Source organism: Hoeflea algicola, assembly GCF_026619415.1.
Lineage (GTDB): Bacteria > Pseudomonadota > Alphaproteobacteria > Rhizobiales > Rhizobiaceae > Hoeflea > Hoeflea algicola.
This window is the reverse complement of the sequence record NZ_JAOVZR010000001.1, coordinates 1,022,009-1,044,983: the sequence shown is the minus strand read 5'-3', so window position 1 is coordinate 1,044,983 and position 22,975 is coordinate 1,022,009. Positions and strand designations below refer to the sequence as shown.

24 protein-coding genes are annotated in these 22,975 nt (G+C 59.8%); 5 read left to right on the top strand and 19 right to left on the bottom strand.

Annotated elements, in window-relative coordinates:
- Window positions 1–61: 61 nt before the first annotated feature.
- The 7 genes from OEG84_RS05215 to OEG84_RS05185 all read right to left on the bottom strand — a co-directional run bounded on the left by OEG84_RS05215 (window position 62) and on the right by OEG84_RS05185 (window position 6,768).
- Entirely contained in the window at window positions 62–874 is an 813-nt protein-coding gene (locus tag OEG84_RS05215) for an IclR family transcriptional regulator (protein WP_267652740.1), read from the bottom strand.
- A 101-nt stretch (window positions 875–975) separates the two neighbouring features.
- Entirely contained in the window at window positions 976–2,085 is a 1,110-nt protein-coding gene (locus OEG84_RS05210) for a lactonase family protein (protein ID WP_267652739.1), read from the bottom strand.
- Between the two features lie 2 nt (window positions 2,086–2,087).
- Entirely contained in the window at window positions 2,088–3,056 is a 969-nt protein-coding gene (locus OEG84_RS05205) for an ABC transporter permease (RefSeq protein ID WP_267652738.1), read from the bottom strand.
- Window positions 3,053–4,054, bottom strand: a complete 1,002-nt coding sequence (locus tag OEG84_RS05200; RefSeq protein ID WP_267652737.1) for an ABC transporter permease — start codon at window positions 4,052–4,054, stop codon at window positions 3,053–3,055. The genes OEG84_RS05205 and OEG84_RS05200 overlap by 4 nt, the downstream gene beginning before the upstream one ends.
- A complete protein-coding gene (locus OEG84_RS05195; RefSeq protein WP_267652736.1) occupies window positions 4,051–4,797 on the bottom strand; it encodes an ATP-binding cassette domain-containing protein in 747 nt (248 codons plus the stop codon). The genes OEG84_RS05200 and OEG84_RS05195 overlap by 4 nt, the downstream gene beginning before the upstream one ends.
- Window positions 4,794–5,540 carry an ATP-binding cassette domain-containing protein gene (locus tag OEG84_RS05190; RefSeq protein ID WP_267652735.1) on the bottom strand — a complete coding sequence of 249 codons (747 nt, stop codon included), beginning with the start codon at window positions 5,538–5,540 and terminating at the stop codon, window positions 4,794–4,796. The genes OEG84_RS05195 and OEG84_RS05190 overlap by 4 nt, the downstream gene beginning before the upstream one ends.
- A 58-nt stretch (window positions 5,541–5,598) precedes the next feature.
- Window positions 5,599–6,768, bottom strand: coding sequence for a substrate-binding domain-containing protein (locus tag OEG84_RS05185; RefSeq protein ID WP_267652734.1), 1,170 nt, complete (start codon window positions 6,766–6,768; stop codon window positions 5,599–5,601).
- A gap of 291 nt (window positions 6,769–7,059) precedes the next feature.
- On the opposite strand from OEG84_RS05185, the gene OEG84_RS05180 reads away from it, so the two are divergent.
- Window positions 7,060–8,421, top strand: coding sequence for a glycerate kinase type-2 family protein (locus tag OEG84_RS05180; RefSeq protein ID WP_425602824.1), 1,362 nt, complete (start codon window positions 7,060–7,062; stop codon window positions 8,419–8,421).
- 54 nt (window positions 8,422–8,475) lie between these two features.
- Here OEG84_RS05180 and OEG84_RS05175 read toward each other — a convergent pair whose 3' ends face one another.
- Window positions 8,476–9,930: a TrkH family potassium uptake protein gene (locus OEG84_RS05175; RefSeq protein ID WP_267652732.1), complete on the bottom strand. Its 1,455-nt coding sequence runs from the start codon at window positions 9,928–9,930 to the stop codon at window positions 8,476–8,478.
- 73 nt (window positions 9,931–10,003) lie between these two features.
- On the opposite strand from OEG84_RS05175, the gene ilvA reads away from it, so the two are divergent.
- Window positions 10,004–11,278, top strand: coding sequence for a threonine ammonia-lyase (gene ilvA, locus OEG84_RS05170; protein ID WP_267652731.1), 1,275 nt, complete (start codon window positions 10,004–10,006; stop codon window positions 11,276–11,278).
- A 37-nt stretch (window positions 11,279–11,315) separates the two neighbouring features.
- Here the strand turns inward: ilvA and OEG84_RS05165 are convergent, their stop codons facing one another.
- The 4 genes from OEG84_RS05165 to OEG84_RS05150 form a co-directional block, all read right to left on the bottom strand.
- A complete protein-coding gene (locus OEG84_RS05165; protein WP_267652730.1) occupies window positions 11,316–12,302 on the bottom strand; it encodes an alpha/beta hydrolase in 987 nt (328 codons plus the stop codon).
- A gap of 144 nt (window positions 12,303–12,446) precedes the next feature.
- Window positions 12,447–12,764, bottom strand: coding sequence for a PilZ domain-containing protein (locus tag OEG84_RS05160; RefSeq protein WP_267652729.1), 318 nt, complete (start codon window positions 12,762–12,764; stop codon window positions 12,447–12,449).
- A gap of 215 nt (window positions 12,765–12,979) precedes the next feature.
- Window positions 12,980–13,294, bottom strand: a complete 315-nt coding sequence (locus OEG84_RS05155) for a PilZ domain-containing protein (protein ID WP_267652728.1) — start codon at window positions 13,292–13,294, stop codon at window positions 12,980–12,982.
- A 210-nt stretch (window positions 13,295–13,504) separates the two neighbouring features.
- Entirely contained in the window at window positions 13,505–15,496 is a 1,992-nt protein-coding gene (locus OEG84_RS05150) for a bifunctional 2',3'-cyclic-nucleotide 2'-phosphodiesterase/3'-nucleotidase (RefSeq protein WP_267652727.1), read from the bottom strand.
- Between the two features lie 223 nt (window positions 15,497–15,719).
- Here OEG84_RS05150 and OEG84_RS05145 point away from each other — a divergent pair, with 223 nt between their 5' ends.
- Entirely contained in the window at window positions 15,720–16,016 is a 297-nt protein-coding gene (locus tag OEG84_RS05145) for an HlyU family transcriptional regulator (protein ID WP_267652726.1), read from the top strand.
- Between the two features lie 39 nt (window positions 16,017–16,055).
- Here OEG84_RS05145 and OEG84_RS05140 read toward each other — a convergent pair whose 3' ends face one another.
- The gene (locus OEG84_RS05140; protein ID WP_267656095.1) at window positions 16,056–16,130 is read right to left on the bottom strand and encodes a DUF3008 family protein; all 75 of its coding nucleotides are present in this window, start codon (window positions 16,128–16,130) and stop codon (window positions 16,056–16,058) included.
- Between the two features lie 407 nt (window positions 16,131–16,537).
- Here OEG84_RS05140 and OEG84_RS05130 point away from each other — a divergent pair, with 407 nt between their 5' ends.
- Window positions 16,538–16,903 (top strand): PRC-barrel domain-containing protein, encoded by a 366-nt coding sequence (locus OEG84_RS05130; RefSeq protein ID WP_267652725.1) that lies wholly within the window; start codon window positions 16,538–16,540, stop codon window positions 16,901–16,903.
- A gap of 190 nt (window positions 16,904–17,093) precedes the next feature.
- Here the strand turns inward: OEG84_RS05130 and OEG84_RS05125 are convergent, their stop codons facing one another.
- Window positions 17,094–17,558, bottom strand: coding sequence for an Lrp/AsnC family transcriptional regulator (locus OEG84_RS05125; RefSeq protein WP_267652724.1), 465 nt, complete (start codon window positions 17,556–17,558; stop codon window positions 17,094–17,096).
- Between the two features lie 166 nt (window positions 17,559–17,724).
- Here OEG84_RS05125 and ald point away from each other — a divergent pair, with 166 nt between their 5' ends.
- A complete protein-coding gene (gene ald / locus OEG84_RS05120) occupies window positions 17,725–18,843 on the top strand; it encodes an alanine dehydrogenase (RefSeq protein ID WP_267652723.1) in 1,119 nt (372 codons plus the stop codon).
- A gap of 64 nt (window positions 18,844–18,907) precedes the next feature.
- Here ald and OEG84_RS25460 read toward each other — a convergent pair whose 3' ends face one another.
- The 5 genes from OEG84_RS25460 to OEG84_RS05095 form a co-directional block, all read right to left on the bottom strand.
- Window positions 18,908–19,180, bottom strand: a complete 273-nt coding sequence (locus OEG84_RS25460; RefSeq protein WP_425602823.1) for a GNAT family N-acetyltransferase — start codon at window positions 19,178–19,180, stop codon at window positions 18,908–18,910.
- A gap of 299 nt (window positions 19,181–19,479) precedes the next feature.
- Entirely contained in the window at window positions 19,480–20,343 is an 864-nt protein-coding gene (gene sseA / locus OEG84_RS05110; RefSeq protein ID WP_267652722.1) for a 3-mercaptopyruvate sulfurtransferase, read from the bottom strand.
- A gap of 154 nt (window positions 20,344–20,497) precedes the next feature.
- Window positions 20,498–21,040 carry a hypothetical protein gene (locus tag OEG84_RS05105; RefSeq protein WP_267652721.1) on the bottom strand — a complete coding sequence of 181 codons (543 nt, stop codon included), beginning with the start codon at window positions 21,038–21,040 and terminating at the stop codon, window positions 20,498–20,500.
- A 10-nt stretch (window positions 21,041–21,050) separates the two neighbouring features.
- Complete coding sequence (locus tag OEG84_RS05100) at window positions 21,051–21,860, bottom strand: alanyl-tRNA editing protein (protein WP_267652720.1); 810 nt, start codon at window positions 21,858–21,860, stop codon at window positions 21,051–21,053.
- Window positions 21,857–22,900, bottom strand: a complete 1,044-nt coding sequence (locus tag OEG84_RS05095) for a cysteine synthase A (RefSeq protein ID WP_267656094.1) — start codon at window positions 22,898–22,900, stop codon at window positions 21,857–21,859. Before OEG84_RS05095 ends, OEG84_RS05100 begins: the two co-directional genes overlap by 4 nt.
- Between the last annotated feature and the right edge of the window lie 75 nt (window positions 22,901–22,975).

Below are 22,975 nucleotides of genomic sequence, written 5' to 3'. Positions count from 1 at the left end.
CTCCACAGAGCTGGAGGCAGTCTAGCGCAAAGCTTTCATCTGCGAAAGTGTATTTTATATATCATCTATTGTCGTGATCGCCAGCGAAGGTGTTGCTGCCCAGCAGCGCTGAAACCTCGCGGCCGGCATCTATCAGCAATGCCTTGGTTTCCTCGAGCGAGACGAAATGCGGGGTGCGCAGGCGGTTGACGAACGGGATCGTCAAGGCGGCGATGATAGCGCCGGAATAATCACGCAATGGCACCGAGATGTTGATTACACCCTCGATCACAGCCGATGGGCTTTGGCAGTAACCCCGTTTCCGGAAGGCATCGAAGTGGACGAGGAAGGAGTCGACAATGCTGGCTTCGCGATCCTTGGCGCGCTGCAGGAATTTTTTCTGCTCATTTTCTGTCAGGGCGCTGAACAGGATAGCGCCGGATGCAGTCTCTTCCATGGGCACACGCGCACCCAGCCGAACACTGGTGACATTGTTGCCGGGTGCATCAACCTGGGCGATGATGAGAATGTCGTCGCCATGCTGAATTGCCAGATGGATCGACTGGTTGACCTCGAGCGCCAGCTTGCGCATGGTTTCGATCGCCACCGAAGACAGCCGCCGGATCGGCGGGTGTCGGTGGGCGATTTCGAACAGCTTGGTTGTCAGCGCGTAGCGTTCGGTTGATGGTTCAAACGACACGTAGCCGCGCTCGGTGAGCACTGCCAGCATCCGAAAGATCTCGCTGATCGAACGCTCCAGTGCCTTGGCGATATCGCTCTTGCGCATGCCGTCGGCATCGGACGCCAGCAATTCCAGAATGTCGAGCCCCTTGGACAGAGCAGGTGCTGTGTACTTGCCGCTCTTCATGTCAACTGTATCCGAAGTGTCGGTCATGGCGTCCTCGTCCGATCAAACCTGACCAAGCCTTTGCCCGATAATGGCGAGCATTGCAAATTGTCGGGTTGTTGGTGACGCAGATCGATTTATTCATCAAGTTATGTTCCCCACGGGACAAAGCCGACGCAGGTTGGGGTCCCAATCTCAAGGTGGAAATCAAGAGCTTGCAGGGCGTCATCGGCGGCGATCGCCAAAAAGTTTACGCGGTCACTGTCCTGGTTGGCGACTGCCAGCAACTGGCCATCGGGGTCGGAAGCAAAATGGCGCGGGGTTTTGCCGCCGCTGGCCACATGATCGACCATTTCTGGTGTGCCTGTGGCCGGATCGATGGCGATGCGGGCGATCGAATCGTGGCCGCGGTTGGCGACATAGAGATGCTGGCCCGAGGGCGCCAGTGCCAATTCCGATGTGTGGTTGAGATCGGACCAGTCGGTCGGGATTGTGCGACACCGTCCGATGATCTCCAAAGCGCCCGAAGCCTGATCGACCCGCAGGCTGGTCACCGAGGAATCGAGTTCGCCGCAGACATGCAAAAACGCGCAGTCATGGGAGAACGCCATATGGCGCGGGCCGGTGCCGGGGGTGAGTGCTACCGTATGCGCCAGCGCAATTGCGCCGGCCTCGACCTCAAAACGGTAGACCATCAGGGCATCGGCGCCGAGATCTGAAACGACGATATGGCGGTTATCTGCTGTCGCCAGTGCTGCATGGGGATGCGAGCGGCCCTGACGCGGCAATTGTAGACCTGTGCCGGTTTGTTTGGTGCTGGCGACAATATCGCCGACGCCGGTTTGCGCATCGACGGCGACAAGCGCGAGCGCCTGATCGCGGCCACCGAGATCCTCGTCCCAGCCATGATTGCTGATCAGCACGTAACGCCCGGTGCGATCCAGGCTGAGATGGGCCGTGATCGAACCGGCTGAAGACTGGCGCCCCAATCTGGTGATGGTGCGGTGATCGGGGGAGAGCGCAAAGCCGGTGACGGCACCTTCGGCCCACAATGGCATTTCGCTGCTCGCATAAAGCCGATCTCCCGCCGGGCTGGCGATCATGAAGGTCGGGTTCTCGATCTCCTCGAAGCGGGACAGTAGTTCAGCCGATGTTTGCGCCACATCAATCCGGAAGATCGAGATGCCCGGCGAGTTCGAGGTGGCGAAATAGCCGGTCGGGTGATTGCAGCCGCTGACGAAAAGATCGGAAATGGTCATGGTCAAATATCCTGTGCCACTGAACGTTCACGGCCATAGAGACTGACGAGAACGAGAATGCCAAGCCCGAGGCCTGCCTGGACCGCGGATGGATTGAAGCCCAGGCCGATGAGCAAGGTATTGACCTCGATCAGCACCGCGGCGCCGATCGCTGTGCCGACATAAGAGCCGGAGCCGCCGACCAGAGCGGTGCCGCCGATCACCACCGCAGCGATGGTCTGGAACAGGTAGGGCTCGCCGACCCCGGCATAGGCCGAACCGGAAAAACCAAGCAGCAGGATGCCGGCGAGGGCAGAGAAGAAGCCGCTGATGGCAAAGGTCACGGTCCAGGTGAAGACCGGGCGGATGAGTGCATAGCGCGCAGCACTCGGGTTGCTGCCAAGTGCGTAGAGCTGACGGCCAAAGGTGGTGCGCCTGAGCACCAGCACCACCAGCGCAATCAGCACGAACACGGCGGGCACCAGGCCGGGGAACGGCAAGGGGCCGAGTGTGCCGCCGATGGAGACGAAATCGGAGATGAACTGCGGTGCGCTGCCAGAGGGAAAGCCGCCGGTCCATTGCTGAACTGCGCCGAGCGCCACAGTGCCGACTCCGAGCGTGACAATCAGCGGATGAACGCCGAGGCCTGCTGAAATCAGCCCGTTGATGGCGCCGATGCCCATCGCCAGCAGGGAGACGATGACGAACACCAGCGCAAAGTCCATGCCGTCGCCATAAAGCTGGGCGGCCACGACATTGGCGACGCCGACCACAAACGGAATCGACAGATCAATGCCGCCAAGAATGATGACAAGCGTCTGGCCGACGGAAGCGACAGCGAGCAGCGCGCTGAGCACCAGCATCGACCGCAATGTGAAGATCGAGCCGTAGCCATCGATCAGGGCGATGCCGATCAGGTGCAGGATGACCACCATTACCAGTGCGCCATAGAGCCGGTTGCGTTTGAATTCGGCGCCAATCCTGGTGATCATGACCGGTCTCCTCGTGAAAACAGCCACCGTTCGATCTGGGTTGCGGAGACGGCGATCACCAGAATGGTGCCGTAGGCCATCTGCAGGATGAAGGTGGAAACATTGAAATAGACCAGCAGGCTCTGCAGCAGGAAGATTGCCGCTGCGCCGGTTACGGCATTGACCGGGCCGCCGCGCCCACCGGCGAGGCTGATGCCGCCGAGCGCCACTGCGGATATTGCCAGCAGCGTGTAATTTGCGCCGATATTGGGGTCGGCCGAACCGATCAGTGCGGTCAGCGAAAGTGCGGCGAAACCTGCAAACAGACCGCCGAGCACATAGGCGAGAAACCGCACCAGCGTGACATTGACGCCGGACGTGTAGGCGGCGCGGTCATCACTGCCGCAGGCCATCAGCAGCCCGATATAGGGAAGCCGGGAGAGTGCCAGCCAGATGGCGCCGATGGCGACGAGCGGCAGGATCGACCAGCCGCCCGACATGGTCCTGAGCCAGTCGGGAATGGTGCCGCTGGGGGAGGGCACCAGGGTTGTGGTCAATCCGCCGAGAATGAGGAAGGTGCCAAGCGTGGCGACAATCGGCTGTATACGCAGGATGGTGACCAGAAAGCCGTTGAAGGCGCCAAAGGCAATGCCGATTGCCATGCTGGCGGCAATCACCGGAACCGGTCCGCTCAAACCCGCCTTGCCAATCACGAAGACGACGATGATGACATTGATGAAGCCCATCAGCGGTCCGATGGAAATGTCGAGCCCGCCGCGGCCCGACAGGATTGATGGACTGGAGGCAAGCGCTGCGCCGATCAGCGGTGCGGCGAGACCAATCACGGTGCCCCAGGCCGCGGGTGCAAACCGCTGAGGGTTGAACCAGATGTTGAGGATCAGCAGGATTATCAGGATGGTGCCGCCGAAGCCGATACGGCCGATCAGGGTCCGCAATGTCAGCGGCTGACGGCCGGAGGCTGCGGAATCGGCAAGTGGGGTGCTGGTTGAAACGCTCATGCGGCCTCTCCGAACATGCCCGCAAGCACGCGTGCATTGGTCTTGTGCTCGCCGGACAATTCCACCGAGATGTCCTGATCGCGGAAAACGATCACCCGGTCGGCGAGATTGATGGCTTCCTCGATTTCGGTCGAGACGATCACCAGGGTCATGCCCTTGGCGGCGAGATCGCAAAACAGCCGGTAGAGCATGGTGCGGGTAGCCACATCGACGCCGCGGGTCGGATCGTTGAGCAACAACACGCGGGGTTCGCCTGCCAGAAGCCGGGCGACCAGCACCTTTTGCTGGTTGCCACCCGACAGCGAGGTGATCGGATTGCGGGGATCATCGGCAACGATTCCCAGCAATTGCTGATAATGGGCAAAACGGCGATTGCGCTTGCGCGGACTAATCAGGCCGAACAGCGTATCGCGCCCGGTCGAGCTGATGGCGAAATTGTCGAGGATTGACTGGGTCGGGAAAATGCCATTCTCGCGCCGGTCGCGCGGCAGAAAGGCAACGCCCAGACGGTTGGCGTGACGGCCGCCACGCAGCTTTTCGCGGGCGGTTGGCCCGGGCGTGTAAACGCCGCCCGTGACCGGCCGGTTCCAGCCTGCCAGGGTTTCCAGAAATCGTTCCTGGCCGTGGCCATCAAGGCCGGCCAGGCAGATGATCTGTCCGGCCGGAAAATTCAGTGTCACCGGTGACGCGCCCTTTGTATGGACCAGATCGACGGTTTCGAGCGATGCGGTGGTCTGGTTCATTGTGCCGTGCCTTCTTCAACAAGACCGCGGGCTGGTGGGGCCATCTTTGCGAGCAGGTCGGCGGCCGTGAAGCTGCCTCGCGCAAAAGAGCCTGCATGCATGCCGCTGCGCAGGATCGAGACATCGTCGGACAAGCGCATGACTTCCTCCATACGGTGGGAAATGAAGATCACCAGTTTGCCGTCAGCGGCCATGCGCTCCATCATCTGGAACACGGCTTCGCGGTCGCCATGGTCGAGCGCGGCAGTGGCCTCGTCGAGAATGAGAACTTTCGGATCGCGGGCAAGCGCGCGGGCGATAACGACGATTTGTTGCGAGGCCAGCGGCAGTTTGCCGGCCTCGATGTCGAGCGGCAACTGACGGGCGCCCAGCGTATCGAGAACCTTTTCGATCAACTGCTTCCGCTCGACCTTGCTGATGCGGCGGCGGAACGGGCCGTCGAGACCGAGCAGGATGTTATCGGCGACACTGCGGTCAGGTGCGATCAGTACTTCCTGGAACACGGTGGCCAAACCAAGATCGATCAGGTCGCGCAATCTGCCGAAGGGCAGCGGTTTGCCGTCGAACCGGATCGAGCCGCTGTCGGGCGTGACGATGCCGGACAGGATCTTGACCAGCGTGCTTTTGCCGGAACCGTTTTCGCCGAGCACGCAATGCACGGTGCCGGATTTGAAATCGATCGAAACATCGCTGAGCGCGACGGTTTCGCCGTAGGTCTTGGAGAGACCTTCAACAATCATCATGAGCTGTATTCCCGAACACCGGTCCGGCCTGTTGGGCCGGACCGGATTATGGAGGTGGTTAGTTGCAAGCCTTGGGGGACTTTGCATAGTCCCAACCCGGCACGGGGGCAGGGTTCTTGAAGTAACCGTCCATTTCGGCGGCCGGCAGCGGATCGCTGGCGGGGACCGGGAACACTGAAACCGAATCCGGTGTCATGCAGCTTTCATAGAGACCATCGAGATCGGCATTGGAGATTACCGGCAGCGGCACCATCAGCGTGTTGAGCTTCGGAGCCTGGCCCTGAAGCACCCGCACGGCAGCGCGGAACAGGGTCTGGGCTGTCATGTGCGGCAGCACGCCATGGCCTTCGAAACGGTAGGTGTCCTGGTTTTCCTTCCAGTAGCCGAGCGCGTCGCCGGTCATCGAACCGGTGATCAACGGTGCGTCGCGTCCGGCCTGCTTGAAGGCTTCGGCGACGGTGCGCGATTCTGAACCCGTGGTCCAGACTGCATCGACCTTGCCCGGATAGGTGGCCAGCGCCTGCAGCAGCACGCTCTTGGTCACATTGGCCGTCCAGTTGCCGTTGACGGTACGGGCAACCTTGATGCCGGGATGTTCGGCGAGCGCGGCGTCGGCGCCTGCCTTTTCCTGCAGTACGATCGGGTGACCGGCAAGACCTTCGACCATCATGATGGTGGCGTCTTCGCCAACAGTCATGGCAATCGCGTTGATCATGTCATAGCCCCAACGGTAGTAGTTGGAATCGACATTGATTGCATAGGGGCTGGTGACCGAACCGGCCGCGGTGATGAACGGAATGCCCGCGTCGTAGGCTGCCTTGATGGCATCATTGAGCGCTGTCGATGAGCTGACAATGGAGGTGATGACGGTGCACTTGCGGTCGATGAAGGTGCGGATCTGGTTGATCTGCTGGCCGACGTCGCCGTTCGAATCGGAAATTTCGAACGTGGCGTTGATGCCGGAATCATTGAGACCCTCGACCAGGCGCTTGAGTTCGTTGGTGACAGTCACGCGCCAGGGGTTGCCCTGGTAGGATTCCGAATGGCACCACTTCCAGTCACCATCGGCGACCTTGAAATCATCATAGGCCGACGGGAACATTTCTGATGATGCGCCGATATAAAGGCCGGGAAGATCGCCCGGCAGATCCTTGTAAAGTGCCTCATCGGCGAAAGCTGTGCTGCTTGTCAGCAGCAGGGCCGGCAACAGGTATTTCAAACTGGTCATGGTGTTTCCTCCTGATCATACGATTGGTCCTGTTCCGTTGCCGTCTTGCGGTGTACGGGCAGGTCGAAATTCATCTGCTGTGATTGATTGGCTGCGTCTTTTCGCGAACCGCTTGTCGACGCTGGAGAGCCTCCCTCTTCCGCTTCGTGTATTTCGTATATGATAGTTATTTTCATATGTAGATTAATTTGGCAAGTCTAGAACTTTGGGATAATGAACGCGGCAATCGGATTTAATGGTAATTTCGATATGCCCGCGATGCGCCGGCAAACCGGAACGGCTTGTTAAAGCATGTGCATTGTCGGTATAGCCGGGATCGCTGCTGCAGGCTTGGGAGGCGGGCGCATAAGTGCCGGTCGCGATCAAAAGAGGGCATATCAATTGGAACACGGGTCTGATCACAAGCCGTTCTTTACGGCGCTTTTTGAAGCTGCCATTGCGGCGGCGGATCCGGCGCTGTCGATCCGCAAGTATCTTCCGGAAAAGCCCAAGGGTCGCACCGTGGTGGTCGGCGCTGGCAAGGGAGTGGCGCAAATGGCGGCCGCGCTGGAAGCCAGCTGGGAGGCGCCGCTCGAAGGCGTGGTGGTGACCCGCTATGGGTATAGCGCACCAACCGAGAAAATTACCGTGCTGGAGGCCGCGCACCCGGTGCCTGACGAAGCTGGCCTTGCCGCAGCGCGTCGGCTGCTTGAAACGGTTGAAGGGTTGACCGAGGATGATCTCGTCATTGCGCTGGTGTGTGGCGGCGGCTCGGCGCTGCTGCCCGCGCCCGCTGGCAAGTTGACGCTCGCCGACGAGATCGCCGTCAACGAGGCGCTGCTTGCCTCCGGTGCACCGATTTCGGCGATGAATGTCGTGCGCAAGCATATTTCTTCAATCAAGGGCGGCCGGCTTGCCGCGGCGGCACATCCCGCGCGGGTTGTCTCGCTGATTGTCTCGGACATACCCGGCGATGATCCGGCGCTGGTTTCTTCCGGCCCCACGGTTCCCAATTCATCCAACAGCGACGATGCGCTTGCGGCGATTGCGGCCTATGGCATCAAGCTGCCTGACGCGGTGATGCAGCATCTGCGGTCAGAAGATGCGGCAGCGCCCGGGCCTCAGGACGCGCGGTTTACAGGCCATGAGGTTCACGTCATCGCCTCTGCCGCGCAATCTCTTGAGGCGGCTGCACAGGCTGCCGAGCAGCAAGGGGTTGCTGCGGTCATCCTGTCCGACGCCATGGAGGGCGAAGCGCGGGAGGTGGGGCGGTTGCACGCGGCGATTGCCCGCGAAATCCTGCTCAAGGACCGGCCGTTTAGGAAACCGGTCGTAGTGCTCTCAGGCGGCGAAACCACTGTGACAATCCGCGACAAGGGCGGACGCGGTGGTCGCAACAGCGAATTCCTGCTGGCTCTCGCCGTCGAAATCGAGGGCATGAACGGCATCTGCGCGCTTGCCGCAGATACCGACGGCATTGACGGGTCCGAGGATAATGCAGGCGCATTTGCCGATTCTACCAGTGTGACGCGGTTGCGCGCGGCGGGGATCGACGCCAAGGCCTGTCTGGCCGGGCATGATGCGTGGTCGGCGTTTGATGCGCTCGGAGATCTGTTCGTTCCCGGGCCGACAGGAACCAACGTCAATGATCTGCGCGCCATTCTGGTTCGCTAAGGTTTGGTGACAAGATTGCCTGTGTCAATGCGTCTGGCCCGGGCAAAAGCGCCGTCAGTCGAGCCAGAATCCCGGCACCAGCAGCACCAGCACAGCGAGAATTTCGAGCCGTCCCAGAAGCATCAGGAAGGCCAGGATCATCTTGGCTGGATCACCGAGCGAGGCAAAATTGCCTGCGGGTCCGATCACAGGGCCTATGCCGGGGCCGACATTGGCGAGTGCGGTGATTGATCCTGATATGGCGGTTTCGATATCGAGCCCGGTGGCGGCCAGTGCCACCGAACCCAGCGCCCAGACGCCGAAATAGGCGCAGACGAACAGGAACACTGTGCGCTGCATGTCCGGTTCGACGACAATATTGCCGTAGCGGACCGGGCGAACGGAGTTGGGATAGATCAGCCGCAACAGGCCGGAGCGGACCGAACTGGCGATGATGACCAGCCGGTAGGCCTTGATGCCGCCGGCAGTGGAGCCGGAACAGCCACCCAGGAATGTGGCCATGAAGAACAACGCCACCGGCAGTGGCCCCCACAGCGTGTAATCGGAACTGGCAAAGCCGGTCGTTGTGACGATCGAGACAACGTTGAAGGCGGCGTGGGTCAGCGCCATGCCGAAGCCTTCGCCCTGACCGAGCCGCAGGCTGAGCGCAATGGTGATCGAGAGCACCAGCAGAATTCCCGCATAGGCCAAAATCTGTGGATCGCGCAGTGCGTCGAGCCGGCCACGCACGGCAAACAGGATCATCACCGAGAACGGAAGCCCGGCCACGGCCATGAAAAAGGTCGCTGTCCAGATCAGGGCAGGCGACTGGAACGCCCCAAAAGACGCGTCATGGGTTGAAAAGCCGCCGGTGGCAATTGTCGTCATGGCGTGGTTGAGGGCATCAAGCTGGCTCATGCCGAGCAGGCTGTAAAGCACAGTGCAGGCCACCGTGAGACCAATGTAAATGGCAAAGAACGCCTGGATGAACGCTGCAAAACGGGCGAGCGGCTTTTCAGCGGTGTCAGACGATTCCATGCGGAATACGGAGAAGCCGCCGACCTTGAGAAATGGCAGAACCAGCAGTCCCAGCGCGACAATGCCGATGCCGCCCATCCATTGCAGAAGCGAGCGCCACAGCAACAGGCCCGGCGGGGCGTTATCAAGCCCTGAGATGACGGTCGCGCCGGTGGTGGTGACGGCGGAGACCGACTCGAACAGGGCATCGGCCATGTCCAACCCGAGCGACGAGAGATAGAACGGGATGGCGCCGGTGATCGAGAGCGTGAGCCACAACAAATTGACCACAAGGAAGCCGAGCCGCTTGGAGAAGGGCGCCATGACCCCGCGGTTGGCAGCGGCAGAGGCCAGGCAGATGGAGCCAACGACAAAAGCCGATATGGCAAAGACCTGCCAGTCCGGGTTGCCAAAATAGAAATCCAGCCCGGCGGGGATCAGCATCGCCGCGGATAGATACAAACCGGCCATGGATGCAATGAACACGGCGGATCGAATCGTTTGGCCGTTCACGCAGTGCCTCTTATCGAAAGCGATGGACCGGATCTGGTTGGCAACCGGCGGGTTCTCATGGCATAGACCGCTGATGTCCGAAAAACAATCACCTGACGGCTTCCGCACCCAAACCGATCTGGCGCTGGCGGAAATGCGCGCGCTGTTCGAGCCGACACCGCTGCAGCTCAATGACCTTCTGTCGACACGCTATGGCGCGCGGATCTGGCTGAAGCGGGAGGATTTGTCTCCCGTCCGGTCCTATAAGATCCGTGGCGCCTTCAACTTTATCCGCAAGGCTTTGCTGGAAAACCCGGCGCTCTCGCTGTTTGTCTGCGCGTCGGCGGGCAATCATGCCCAGGGATTTGCCTATGCCTGCCGGCATTTTGGCCGCAAGGGCGTGGTGTTCATGCCGGTGACGACGCCGCAGCAGAAGATCGACAAGACCCGGATGTTTGGCGGCGAATTCATCGAAATCCGGTTGACCGGCGACTTTTTCGACGCTTGCTTGGCGGCGGCGCTGGAGTTTGCCGACACTGAAAACGCACTGATGGCGCCACCATTTGACCATGCCGACATCATCGAGGGCCAGGCCACCGTGGCAGCCGAGATCACCGCGCAACTGCCCGCGGGTGAAACTCCGGACATGATCGTGCTGCCGGTGGGCGGTGGCGGGCTTTCGGCCGGTGTCGCACGCTATTTCGAAGGCCGCGTGCCTAACGACCGCTTTGTGCTGACCGAACCTGCCGGCGCGCCGAGCCTGAAAGAGAGCCTTGCCGCGGGACACCGGATCAAGCTGTCCAAGACCGACAATTTCGTCGATGGCGCCGCGGTGGCGCAGATCGGCGCTGTGAACTTCGATATCCTGGACCGCTTTGACGTTGATCAGGTGCTGCTGATTCCGGAAAACGCCATCTGCCTGACCATGACCTCGATCCTCAACACAGAAGGCATCGTGCTTGAGCCTGCGGGTGCGCTGTCGCTGACGGCGCTGGAGACGCTGGGACCGGAGAAATTGGCGGGCAAAAGTGTGGTGGCGGTCGTCTCCGGCGGGAATTTCGATTTCGAACGGCTGCCGGACGTCAAGGAACGGGCCATGCGCCATGCCGGGACCAAGAAGTATTTTGTGCTCAGGTTGGCTCAGCGCCCGGGTGCGCTGCGGGATTTTCTGTCGCTGCTCGGCCCCGAAGACGATATCGCCCGGTTTGAATACCTGAAGAAATCAGCACGCAATTTCGGATCGATTCTGATCGGCATAGAGAGCCGTGCGCCTGAGAACTTTATCAGCCTGATGAAAGCATTCGATGATGCCGGGTTGGGCTATCAGGACATTACCGACAACGAGATCATTTCCAACCTGATCATCTGACGCCTGCAGGTATCAATCGGCTTCGGTTGATTGGTGCTCAGAGATCGGCGATCCAGGCCGCGGTTTCAGCCGCCAATCGTTCTGTCGTGTCGGGCGAAAGCGCGTCTCCGGCAATCACATGGTTGTTGGGATCGTTACTGTCGGTGACTTCGATGCTTTTGATTGGGCCGCCCCATTTTTCCGCCATCGCCTTGACCAGGTCCGGCCGGATGACGCGGTCGAGCGGCGAATAGATAAACAGTGACGGTGCCGTCACCCGAGCCGGATTGACGCCGCCCGCGAGATTGACCAGGGCCGCCATCGGCAACAAGGCCAGGCTGGGATAGTCGTGAGTCCAGTATTGGGCGTGGCGTTCATTGCGTGGCTCGAATGAGCGGCGTTCGCCTAGAACCAGCCGCACCAGCTTGTTCGACCAGGGAACGGTGAGCAATCCGGAACCTGCCGCCTGAACGCCATAATTGGGCGAAATCTGCACCAGACCGGCAACATCGTGCATCAATTCAGGCTGGGTAGCGGCCCAGGTGGCAAGCGCTGCTCCGGTCGAAGTCGCCATGATGATGACGCGTTCGCCCAACCGATGGCCGATGGCAATAGCTTCGGCAAGATCATTGACCCAGCCATTGACCGAGCCTTCGAGCATGGCGTCGCCGCTGCGGCCATGGCCCTTTAGCCGCGCGAAATAGAGATTGGCGCCGAGTTGACTGGCAACCAGATCGGGCATCGGCCGAATTTCGCCGGGGCTCGCGGAGAAACCGTGAATGTAAACGATGGCAATCGGCGTGCGGGCACGCGAGACCGGGTAGGCCCAGACAATCTGGCGGGCATTGCCCGGTCGAAGATCTGCAAAGCGCGATTCGGAATCTGTCAGATACTGGTCGAGATCGGCGGGCAGGTCGGCGCTGTCAAATGCGATACTGGTATCCGCGGCAGGGCGTGGTCCCAGGGCAAATGCCGCGCCGCCGAGCACGACCAGTAGCCCTATGAAATACAGTACCTTACGTGTCTTTGACGTTCGCTTTGCCATTCCTGTTCGCTCTCTCCGGGCAGCCACCGTTTACCGAGGCGTGGGGTGAGGCGATGCTAGCTTAAGGTGGGGGAGCGCTCAATGGCTGCACCGCTGCCACACAGGGATGATCAGCTGTCTTTCAAATGGAAAGACGTTAGGGCGCTATGCGGGCTGATGGTTGTCCCGGAACATCCGGTAGTAGCTCTCGACCTTGGCCCGATTGTTGGACGTGAGCACCAGTTCAGCGCCTATCCGCGGTCCCCGGATCCATCGAATGGTTCCGACCAGAAGCCCCATCTCTTCCGTCTCCACGGTGATCTTGTCACCAATCGCCACCGGGATGTCGAGCGACAGGTTCAGACAGATGCCATGTTGCGACAGATCAAGCACCCAGCCAGGGGTTTTTTGGCCCATGCAGTCAATTTTGGTTCGAAGACGCGTCCTGTCCCGCTGGATCGCGCGACCATTAAATCCCTTCATGTCGGTTCTCTTCCCCCTGACTAATTGCACAGGAATTGTCGCAACATGCCGTAACAAAATTGCTAATGGCGTTCGTCAACATAGGACTCGGTTAAGAGCGGGTGAATCCCCGCGCTACAGCGGGTCGATGTCTGTGTCGCCAGAATTGAAACCTGATGCGAATTAAATCCGATCAATCGCCAAATCGACGTCGGGTGACCCCGCCGTGAAAGTGATCAGTCCGTATCGCCGTTCCTGTTCCGCTTGAAGTAGCTCTCCACCTTGGCTTCGGTGTTGGATGATGTGTCCAGTTCTATACCTACGCGGGACTGGCGGGCCCAGCGCACCACACCTGTCAGATGGCCCATTTCATGTGTGTTGAAAGTGATCGTGCTTCCAAACGCGACCGGGATGTCGGTGGAGAGATAGAGGCAGGCTCCGCGCTTGGACAGATCAAGTACTGCGCCAGGGGTTTCGCGCCCCTTGTAGTCGATTGTCGCGCGCATTCGTGTTTTATCGCGGCGCGCCGCGCGACCAACAAAACCCTTCATGTCCGTTTGCCTCCAATAGTTCAGCATGCGTCAAATATCGCAGATGCCAATAACTAAAGGCCTAAAGTTTTTCCCCAAGATGTTGCTTGTAAATAGTGAGGGTGTTGCAGCGTATTTACCGGTCAAACTAAGTGGTTTGGGCGGAGTTTTAAATTTTGTCTGGAAACTCCCGGCGCGTGTTGCGTCGGGAGCCTGCTTTATCTGTGTGGCTTAAAGCTTGATGCGGTAAAGCGCGAAGCCGTCGGTGCCTTCGCCTGCCGGTTCGATTGACACCCCCTTGATGTCGTTGACGAACTCCTTGCCCCTGGGCCCGGTGGAAAACAGCACGGTGGTGTCCTTGACCGGCGCAAAGCGCCAGTTGCCGTCCGCCGACGGGTTGATCGTGCCTTGCTCGACAATAAAGCGCACAATCACATCGCGGTTGGTGTCGGGAGCCTGGAAGACCACCTTGTCGGGACCGATTTCGGGGAAATTGCCACCACCGCCACCGCGGTAGTTGTTGGTGGCGACCACGAATTTCTGTTCCAGGTCAATGGCCTGTCCATTGTAGCTAAGATTTTGAATCCGGTTGGCGTCGGGGTTGAGCAGGTCGCCCTTGGAGGAATATTTGGGTGGCTGGGTGAGATCGACCTGATAGGTGACGCCGTCGATGACATCGAAATTGTAGGACGGGAAATCGCCATTAATTAGTTCGGCGTCCTGCGTCCCTGCCTCGATCTGGTTGAAGATGCCTGCTGACATTTCAAGCCAGTCTTTGACCTGTGCGCCGTTGATGACCACGGCCTGCACCGTGTTGGGGTAGAGATAGAGGTCGGCCACATTTTTGATCGCAATATCACCGGCGGGAACGTCGGTGTAGTAGTCAGCGCCACCGCGTCCGCCTGCCTTGAAGGGTGCGGCAGCCGAAAGCACAGGCAGATCCTTCCATTCGGTCTGCGACAGCATGTCGGTGATGTACCAGGTCTGCGCCTGGCTGACGATCTGCACCGACGGGTCATCGGCGACCAGTGCGAAATAGGAATGCAGCGGCGCCGATGTCTTGCCCACCGCGGTGCGCACATAGGCGAGCGTCGCATCATGGTCGGCCTGGGCAGCGGCAAGAACTTCGGATTTGTCGGGCACTAGCGCTACGACCTTTCGGTCCACCCGTTCATAGATCGGCCGGGCTTCGGAACTGTGGCCCGTCACCTTCCAGGAAGTCCCGTCGCGTTCCAGCATCAGGTCGATCAGGCCCAGATGCGAGCCCCAGAACCCGCCCATGACACCGGGCTTGCCGGAGATGGCGCCCTTGGCATTGTCGACACCAGCCATGTCGGCAAATTTCGGGCCGGGGAAATCGAGATGGCTGTGGCCGGTGACAATGGCGTCGATGCCGTCAACGGCAGCCAGCGGAATGGCGGCATTTTCGAGGTTTTCGGCCCAGACCTGCTGGCCCATGCCCGAATGCGACAGGGCGATGACCAGGTCGGCACCTTCTTCGCGCATTTGCGGCACCCAGGCTTCCGCGGTCTTGACGATATCGCGCGTGGCAGCCTTGCCGGTCAGGTGACGCGCATCCCAGGTCATGATCTGCGGCGGCACGAAGCCGATCAAGCCGATCCTGATCGGATGCTCGGCGCCGGTGCCATCGGTGATGGTGCGGTCGAGGATGATGTAGGGTTTTAGGAACAGGTCATCGTCGAGCGGATTGGCGGCAAGCACCCCCTTGGTGACGTTGGCGCAGACCATCGGGAAATTGGCGCCAGCCATGACCTTGAACATGTAGTCAAGGCCATAATTGAACTCGTGGTTGCCCAGCGTGCCGCAATCATAGCCCAGCACATTCATGGCGGCGATGATCGGGTGCAGGTCACCATCCTTCATACCGCGTTCGTAGGCAACATAATCGCCCATCGGGTTACCCTGCAGAAAATCGCCATTGTCGATCAGGATCGAATTGCGCGCTTCGGCACGCATCTGATCAATGATTGACGCCGTGCGGGCCAGCCCCATCGTGTCGTTGGGCTTGTCGCCATAATAATCATAGGGGAATACGTGAACATGCAGGTCGGTGGTTTCCATGATGCGCAAATGAGCCTGGTTGGCAGCCGCCCGCGCGGTGAACGGGTGAACCATGACAAGTGCGCTGGTGGCGGCAATGCCGCTGAGCAGCGAGCGCCGAGATATCGGGTGCAGCATGTCGAGAATACGTTGGTCTTTCATGGACTTTCTCCTCACCTTTGATCTAGAAAGGGTGCCGTGTCACCCGCGTGGTGCATTGAGGCGCGTCAACATGACATCCGTTTCGGCGGCTTCGCCGAGAGGGCATAGTCGGGGAGTGTGATCCCGACATGACAGTTGCGCAACCGAATAAGCACAGACGTGACGGCAAGCGGTGTAGCGGGCTGCGTCCGCGGCAAGGCAGAACCAGTACGAGGAGTTTGAGATGGCCGGAATTCTTGACAGCATCCGCAACATGTTTGGCAGCAGTTCTGCGCCGGCCACACCGGAGGCCGCCAACGAGCCCGAGATCTACAAGGATTTCCGGATCTATGCCGAACCGATGGCCGAGGGCGGCCAATGGCGCCTTGCCGGCCGCATCGTCATGGGTGAGGGAGAGGCGGAACGGGAATACAAATTCGTGCGCGCCGATGTTTTTTCCAGCCGCGATGATGTGCTGCCGATCACGATCCGCAAGGCACGCCAAATCATCGACGAGCAGGGTGCGGCGTTGTTTCCGTAACTAGTGGCAAATTCCAACAACACCTGAAAACCGATGGCGCTAGTCTTCGGTCGCGTGCTCAGCCAGATGCTTTCGCGAAGTTGAGGCCATCTCGTCGAGTTCTTTCTCGCTCATGCTGTCAAACCTCTCTCCTGATGCGCCCGGAGCTCGGAGTGGGCTGTCTCTCCGCGCTTGGCCGGCCGGTCAACCCAATGAGGTGGCTCCTTGCTACCTGTTTCTGGCCTGTGCAGATTCAAGCTATATCACCGGGAAGGTACTGCATCCTAATGGCGGCGAGCCGATTTCGAGCTGATTTCTGCATACAGGAATCGCAGTTGTGGTGCAGCACGATCAGCCCCGAATTGCGGCAATAACGGGGTGCGCTCGCCGCGAAAAAATCTCAATAGAATTTGGAACGGGCGCGAGTCGAAAGCGTTGTTCAGGCACGGCTTTCCTCGCTGGCCCCGGCCAGTCGGAAATGCCGATCCAAAGTATTCCAGACAGAGCGCCGTCCGGCGTCTCCCAACCGAAAGGATTACGAGATGACGAGCATCACCAAGGAAAATGTCTCCCTGATCGGCAGCGACAAGGTTGCCGGAACCGAAGTTTATGATCGCACCGGAGAGCATATTGGCTCGATCGAGAAAGTCATGATTGGAAAGCTCGACGGCAAAGTGTCCTATGCCGTACTCAGCTTCGGTGGCTTCTTTGGCATCGGCGACGATCATTACCCACTGCCGTGGGAGAAGCTGCGCTATGACGAGAAGCTTGGCGGATATCGCGCAGATATCACCAAGGAACAGGTCGAAGGCGCGCCGAAGTATAACCGCGATTCCGACTATGACTGGTCACAGTCCACCCAGGAACGGCTCTACGCCCATTACGGTCAGCCGCCTTACTGGATGTAAGCACACGGGCGTTGGTGCTGCCGCGTTTTCAGATATGAGTGTGGGACGCCAGATATCGCGATTGGATAATGGTCGACCGCTGATCCATGCGGCGGTCGATCTGTCCGTGTCAGACGAATATCCAAGCCAATGCGATTGCTGCGATTGCAATGGCGCGCTTGGCGATTGGGTCGGAGTCTTTCGCACCAATTCAACTGAGGCCGACATTCGGGCGATCGATGACCTCGCGCAGGGCAAAGCTGGAATTGATCTTGACGACGTGGGGCAGGGCTGAAAGCCAGTCGCGGTGGATCCGTTCATAATCTTCAAGATCTCGCGCCGCGATCCGAAGCACATAATCATATTCGCCGCTCATCAGGTAGCAGACCAGAACATTGGGACAGCGCTTCACCGCCGATTCAAACTCGGCCAGAGTCTTGGCGAATTGCCCCGACAGTGAAATATGGACGATGGCGATCATCCGGTAATCAAGTGCCTTGTGCGACACGCGGGCATGGTAGCCGTTAATGACACCAGTTCTTTCGAGAATGTCGAGTCGCCGTGAACAGGCGGATGCCGACAGGCCGACACGTTCGGCGAGCGCCGCATTGGAGATACGACCCTCTGTTTGAAGTGTACTCAAGATAGCGATATCAATGGTGTCTAGGTCACTCATTCGGAGAATGTCCGATTTTCTTGCAATTGTACGCAATAATATTCGAATGGGGCGGTTCGATCAAGTCCAGCTTGCAAGGACATCTCGGGCGGGAAATGATTCAATAGGCTGCATTGAAACTTCTGCCGGCGCAAATTTGCCGGTCAATCTCCCGGAGGAGACGTCAATGCGTGTAGGTTGCCCCAAGGAAATCAAGAACCATGAATATCGTGTCGGCCTCACGCCTGGCGCCGTGCGTGAATACGTGGTCCATGGCCATGAGGTCATTGTCGAGACCATGGCTGGCATCGGCATCGGTGCGGACGACGCTGCCTACCAGGCTGCAGGCGCCCAGGTGGTTGACTGCGCCGAAGATGTGTTCGCGCGCGCCGATATGATCGTCAAGGTCAAGGAGCCGCAGCCTACGGAATGGGCGCAACTGCGCGACGGTCAACTGCTCTACACCTATCTGCACCTGGCGCCAGATCCCCAGCAGACCAAGGGGATTCTGGCCTCGGGCTGTACGGCCGTGGCCTATGAGACCGTAACCGATGACCGTGGCGGCCTGCCACTGTTGGCGCCAATGTCTGAAGTGGCCGGACGGCTGGCAATCCAGGCTGGTGCGACATCGCTACAGAAGGCCAATGGCGGACGCGGTATTCTGCTGGGCGGGGTTCCGGGGGTATTGCCGGCCAAGATCACCGTGATCGGCGGCGGCGTGGTCGGCCTCAACTCGGCCAAGATGGCCGTTGGGCTCGGCGCCGACGTGACCATTCTCGACCGCTCGCTGCCGCGCCTGCGCCAGCTTGACGACATGTTCAATGGTCGAGTGCATACCCGCTATTCGACCATCGATGCGCTTGAGGAGGAAGTGTTCTCGGCTGACATGGTGGTCGGCGCCGTGCTGATCCCGGGTGCAGCCGCCCCGAAACTCGTCACCCGCGAAATGCTGTCGGGCATGAAGAAGGGCTCAGTAATTGTCGATGTCGCCATCGATCAGGGTGGCTGCTTCGAGACTTCGCACGCCACTACCCATGCCGATCCGACCTTCGAGGTTGATGGCGTGATCCATTACTGCGTCGCCAACATGCCGGGCGCGGTGCCGATCACCTCGACGCACGCTCTCAACAATGCGACGTTGCAGTACGGATTGATGCTGGCCGACAAGGGGCTGAAGGCGATTGCCGAGGACCGCCACCTGCGCGCCGGGCTGAACGTCCACAAGGGCCGCATCACCAGCCGTCCCGTCGCCGATGCGCTGGGCTACGAAATGGCTGATCCCGATCAGGTGCTCAAGGTTGCCTGAGCGACTGGCCGCAGAGCTTACCCCGCCGGTGGTTGTTCCGCCGGCGGCCTAGCATGCAGGATTGTTATATTTCGGCTTTTACGAGCGTCAGGATTTCATCATCGGAGAGCGGGCGAACAATCGCCTGGTTCTGGCTCACGGGCTCGAATCCCATCTTCTGATAAAGCGGCAAGGCGGCGGGATGATCGAGCGTGTTGGTCGACACGATCACCCGTGCAGGGGTGGACGACCAGGCGGTTAATAGGGCCTGTCCCAACATCCACTCGCCCAGTCCGCGCCGGCGGACGTGGTCCATCAACCCGAAATAGACCAGTTCCACGGTCGAGATCAAAAACATCCGACAACTCAAAGAATCCGGCGGGCGCGCCATCAAGGCTGAGCACGTAGATTCGGGTGGTCTTGGCGTGGACGATCTTGCTCAGCTTCTCGTTGTTCATCCGCAGACGGGTGACCCAATGCCATTCACGGCCGACCTGCCAGTGCAGGTAGCGATAAAAATGCAGTGGAATGTCGGTCGCCCGTATCAAGGTGGCGTGCAGATTGACCGGCAGCGGTTGCGTGATGCGCGGTCGTCTGGTCATTTCAAGATGGGTGACTGTGGCCTTGAGCGAACGCGGTTTGGCGGCTTTTGCCATCTCACGCGTCTCCCGTGACAATGGCGGTGTCGTCGCGGCCGCCCCATTCGGACCAGGATCCGTCATAGAGCATGTTGTCGCGGTGGCCGACCGATTGCAGCGCCAGGGTGATGACGGCGGCGGTAACGCCCGATCCGCAGGTGGTGACGACCGGCTGGTCTAGGTCGAGACCTGTAGATTCAAGAATTTCGCGCAACTCGCTGAGCGGCTTCAGCTTTCCACCATTGGACAGGATCGTGAACGGGACATTGCGAGCGCCCGGCATGTGACCGGATCGCATGCCCGCGCGGGGTTCGGCTTCCACACCGGTGAACCGGCCGGGACCGCGGGCATCGGCGATCTGCACCGACTGGTTGTCGATGATCGTACGCATGGCGTCAAAACCCGCAACTGCCTGCGCGTTGAATGTCGCAACAAACTGGCCCGGCTCTGGCGAGGCAGGCGCGCCAGTGTCGACTGGTCGCTCTTCCGTCTTCCAGGCATCGAAACCGCCATCAAGCACATAAACATTGTCAGCGCCGAAGATGCGCAGCATCCACCAGACCCGCGGCGCCGAGAACATGCCCGGACCGTCATAGACGACGATGATATCGGTCTGTGACAGCCCCAGCGAAGCTGCGGCGCGGGCGAAATCATCGGTGCTGGGCAAGGTGTGCGGCAGGCTGGAACCCGGTTTGACGACCGCGTCCTGATCGAAAAATACCGCGCCCGGAATGCAGCTGGCTGCAAATTCGGCCCGGGGATCGCGGTTTTGTGCCGGCAGGTACCAGGAGGCGTCGACAATCTTGAGCCCGGGCGAGCCGAGGCGCTGTTCAAGCCAATCGAAGGAAACGACTAAGGGGCTGGTGTCGGCGGCAGCAGTCATGGACAGATCCTCATTTGCGGGCGGGCAGTTGGGCGCGGATGCGGGCGCCGCTGCGCATGGTATGCGATGAGCGTGGCGCGCGGCAATGCGGAGGAACGTCTTTCAAAAAGAGATTTTCCGGAACCTGGACCGGGTTTGCTCGGCTCGGACCGTGTCAGTAAATCGACGAGGGCTGATAGGTCTGGGCTTCGTCAAACAGGATCGAGATGATCTGTGATGTCGTGTCCCCAACCGAATCGCTATCGTCTTCTTCGGTTTCGTCCGTTTCAGTCTCATCCGTTTCCAGTAACAACAGTGCAGTTTCGCTTTCGTCCACTGCCTGGCTTCCACCAGCAGATGCGCCATCGGGGCGAGGTCCGCCACCGGGTGGTGGTGGCGGTGGGCGATTGGCGCGGCCTGCGTCGTTTTTCTCGGTCTGTTCTGTCGCCAGAAATGCGCCGACGCGATCAGATACGGTAAGTCTGACGTCGGAGGACGTGACCCCGTCAAGTTTCGCCGTCGTGCTCTTGGTGTTGTTGTTGGTTGATGCGTTGGTGTCCGTGCGTGGTGGCACAAGGGTGGGCACCAATACAGAGACGGGATAGGCACTGGCTTGAATGGAAGGCATCAGCTCGCTCTGCAATGTTTGCTGCATGCCTCGTTGGCATGCATGCGTGCCGCCAAAGGCTATCGCAAAACGCGCGCCGCCATTGACCAACACCCAACCGTTATGCTCCGGGTGTTAAGAACGTGTAAAAGGAGCGATCTACCGGCACCGAACTGCAGCGCTGCGGACTACCGGTCAAGCAGGCGCCGGGCCGAAACAGAATCCGGAAGCGCCGGTTTTCCTTGCCCTTTTTCTCGATCTTGCCGATGTGGATTTCGCCCACTTCGGCGGTTTCGCCAACATGGGTGCCGCCACAGGGCTGGCTGTCGATGCTGGAATCCTCGCCGATACAAACCAACCGGATCTGGCCCTGGCCACGCGGCGGCCGGACGTTCTTGGACTTGATCAGTGTCGGGTTGGCATCAAGATCAGCTTCGGCGATCCAGCGGATGAAGATCGGGTGGTTGGCGTTGACCAGTTCCATCAATCTGGTGGTGACCTCGGCCTTGTCGATGGTGTCGGACATGTCGAAATCGACGCGGCTGTCGGTCTCGCTGACGGAAGCACCGGTGATCGGGTAGGGGCAGATGACCGAGAGCAGGTGGCAGGCCGTGTGCATCTGCATCAGCTTGTAGCGCCGATCCCAGTCGATATGCATCACCAGTTTCTCGCCGATCTCGGGCACCGCCTGGTCGGGCGCAGGGATATGGATGATCTCGGCCTTGGTCTCGCCGGTGACGGTACCGGCGATGACAATCTTGTCGCCGCTTTCACGCTCGAGAAAACCGGTGTCTCCGGGTTGACCACCTGACGTTGCGTAAAAGCAGGTCTGGTCAAGCACAATGCCGCCATCCTCGCGGATGCCGGCCACCTCCGCTTCGGCTGTGGACAGATAGGCGTCTTCAAGAAAAAGCGGTTTCATGGGGGTCATTCACTTATAAAGGGGATCGAGAAATTGCTCTTGCGGGTCATCCATTCGGGAACCGGCAGATCCTTGGAGGTCAGGAATTCCGGATTGAACAGCTTCGATTGATAGCGGTTGCCGTAGTCGCAGAGCACGGTGACGATGGTGTGGCCTGGGCCCATGTCGCGGGCCATGCGGATGGCGCCGGCGATGTTGATGCCGGATGAACCGCCGAGGCAGAGGCCTTCCTGTGCGAGCAGGTCGAAGACCAGCGGAATGGCTTCGGAATCGTGAATATTGTATGAAAAATCAGGCTTGAAGCCTTCCAGGTTGGCGGTAATCCGGCCCTGGCCGATACCTTCGGTGATCGACCCGCCGGCGGATTTTAGCTCGCCTGTTGTATAGAAACTGTGCAGCGCCGCGCCATCGGGATCGGCAAGCCCGATCTTGATATCGGATGAGAAGCCGCGCAGGCCTTCGGCAACGCCGGCGAGCGTGCCGCCGGAGCCGACAGCGCAGATGAATCCATCGACTTTGCCGGCTGTGTCGTTCCAGATTTCCGGCGCCGTGGTTTTGACGTGGGCCTGACGGTTGGCGACATTGTCGAACTGATTGGCCCAGATCGCGCCGTTGGGATCGGATTTGGCGATCTGCTCGGCCAGTCGTCCGGACAGGCGGACATAATTGTTGGGGTTGCGGTAGGGTGCCGCGGGCACCTCGACCAGTTCCGCGCCAAGCAGACGCAGCGCATCCTTCTTTTCCTGGCTCTGGGTTTCAGGAATGACGATGACGGTATTGTAGCCGAGTGCGCGCGCGACCAGCGCCAGTCCGATGCCGGTATTGCCGGCAGTTCCCTCGACAATAGTGCCACCGGGGCGCAGCAGGCCTTTTGATTCGGCGTCGCGGATGATCTCCAGCGCCGCCCGGTCCTTGACCGATTGACCCGGATTGAGGAATTCTGCCTTGCCCAGAATGGTGCAACCGGTGGCTTCCGAGGCTGCTTTGAGCCGGATTAGTGGGGTGTTGCCGATGGCGTCGAGAACAGAATCAAGCGGGGGCATGGTCATTCCTGTCATTTGTGTGTCACCCAGACATATGCATCACCCGGGCGGTCGAAGGTTAAGCAGCCTGTTCTGGCTCCT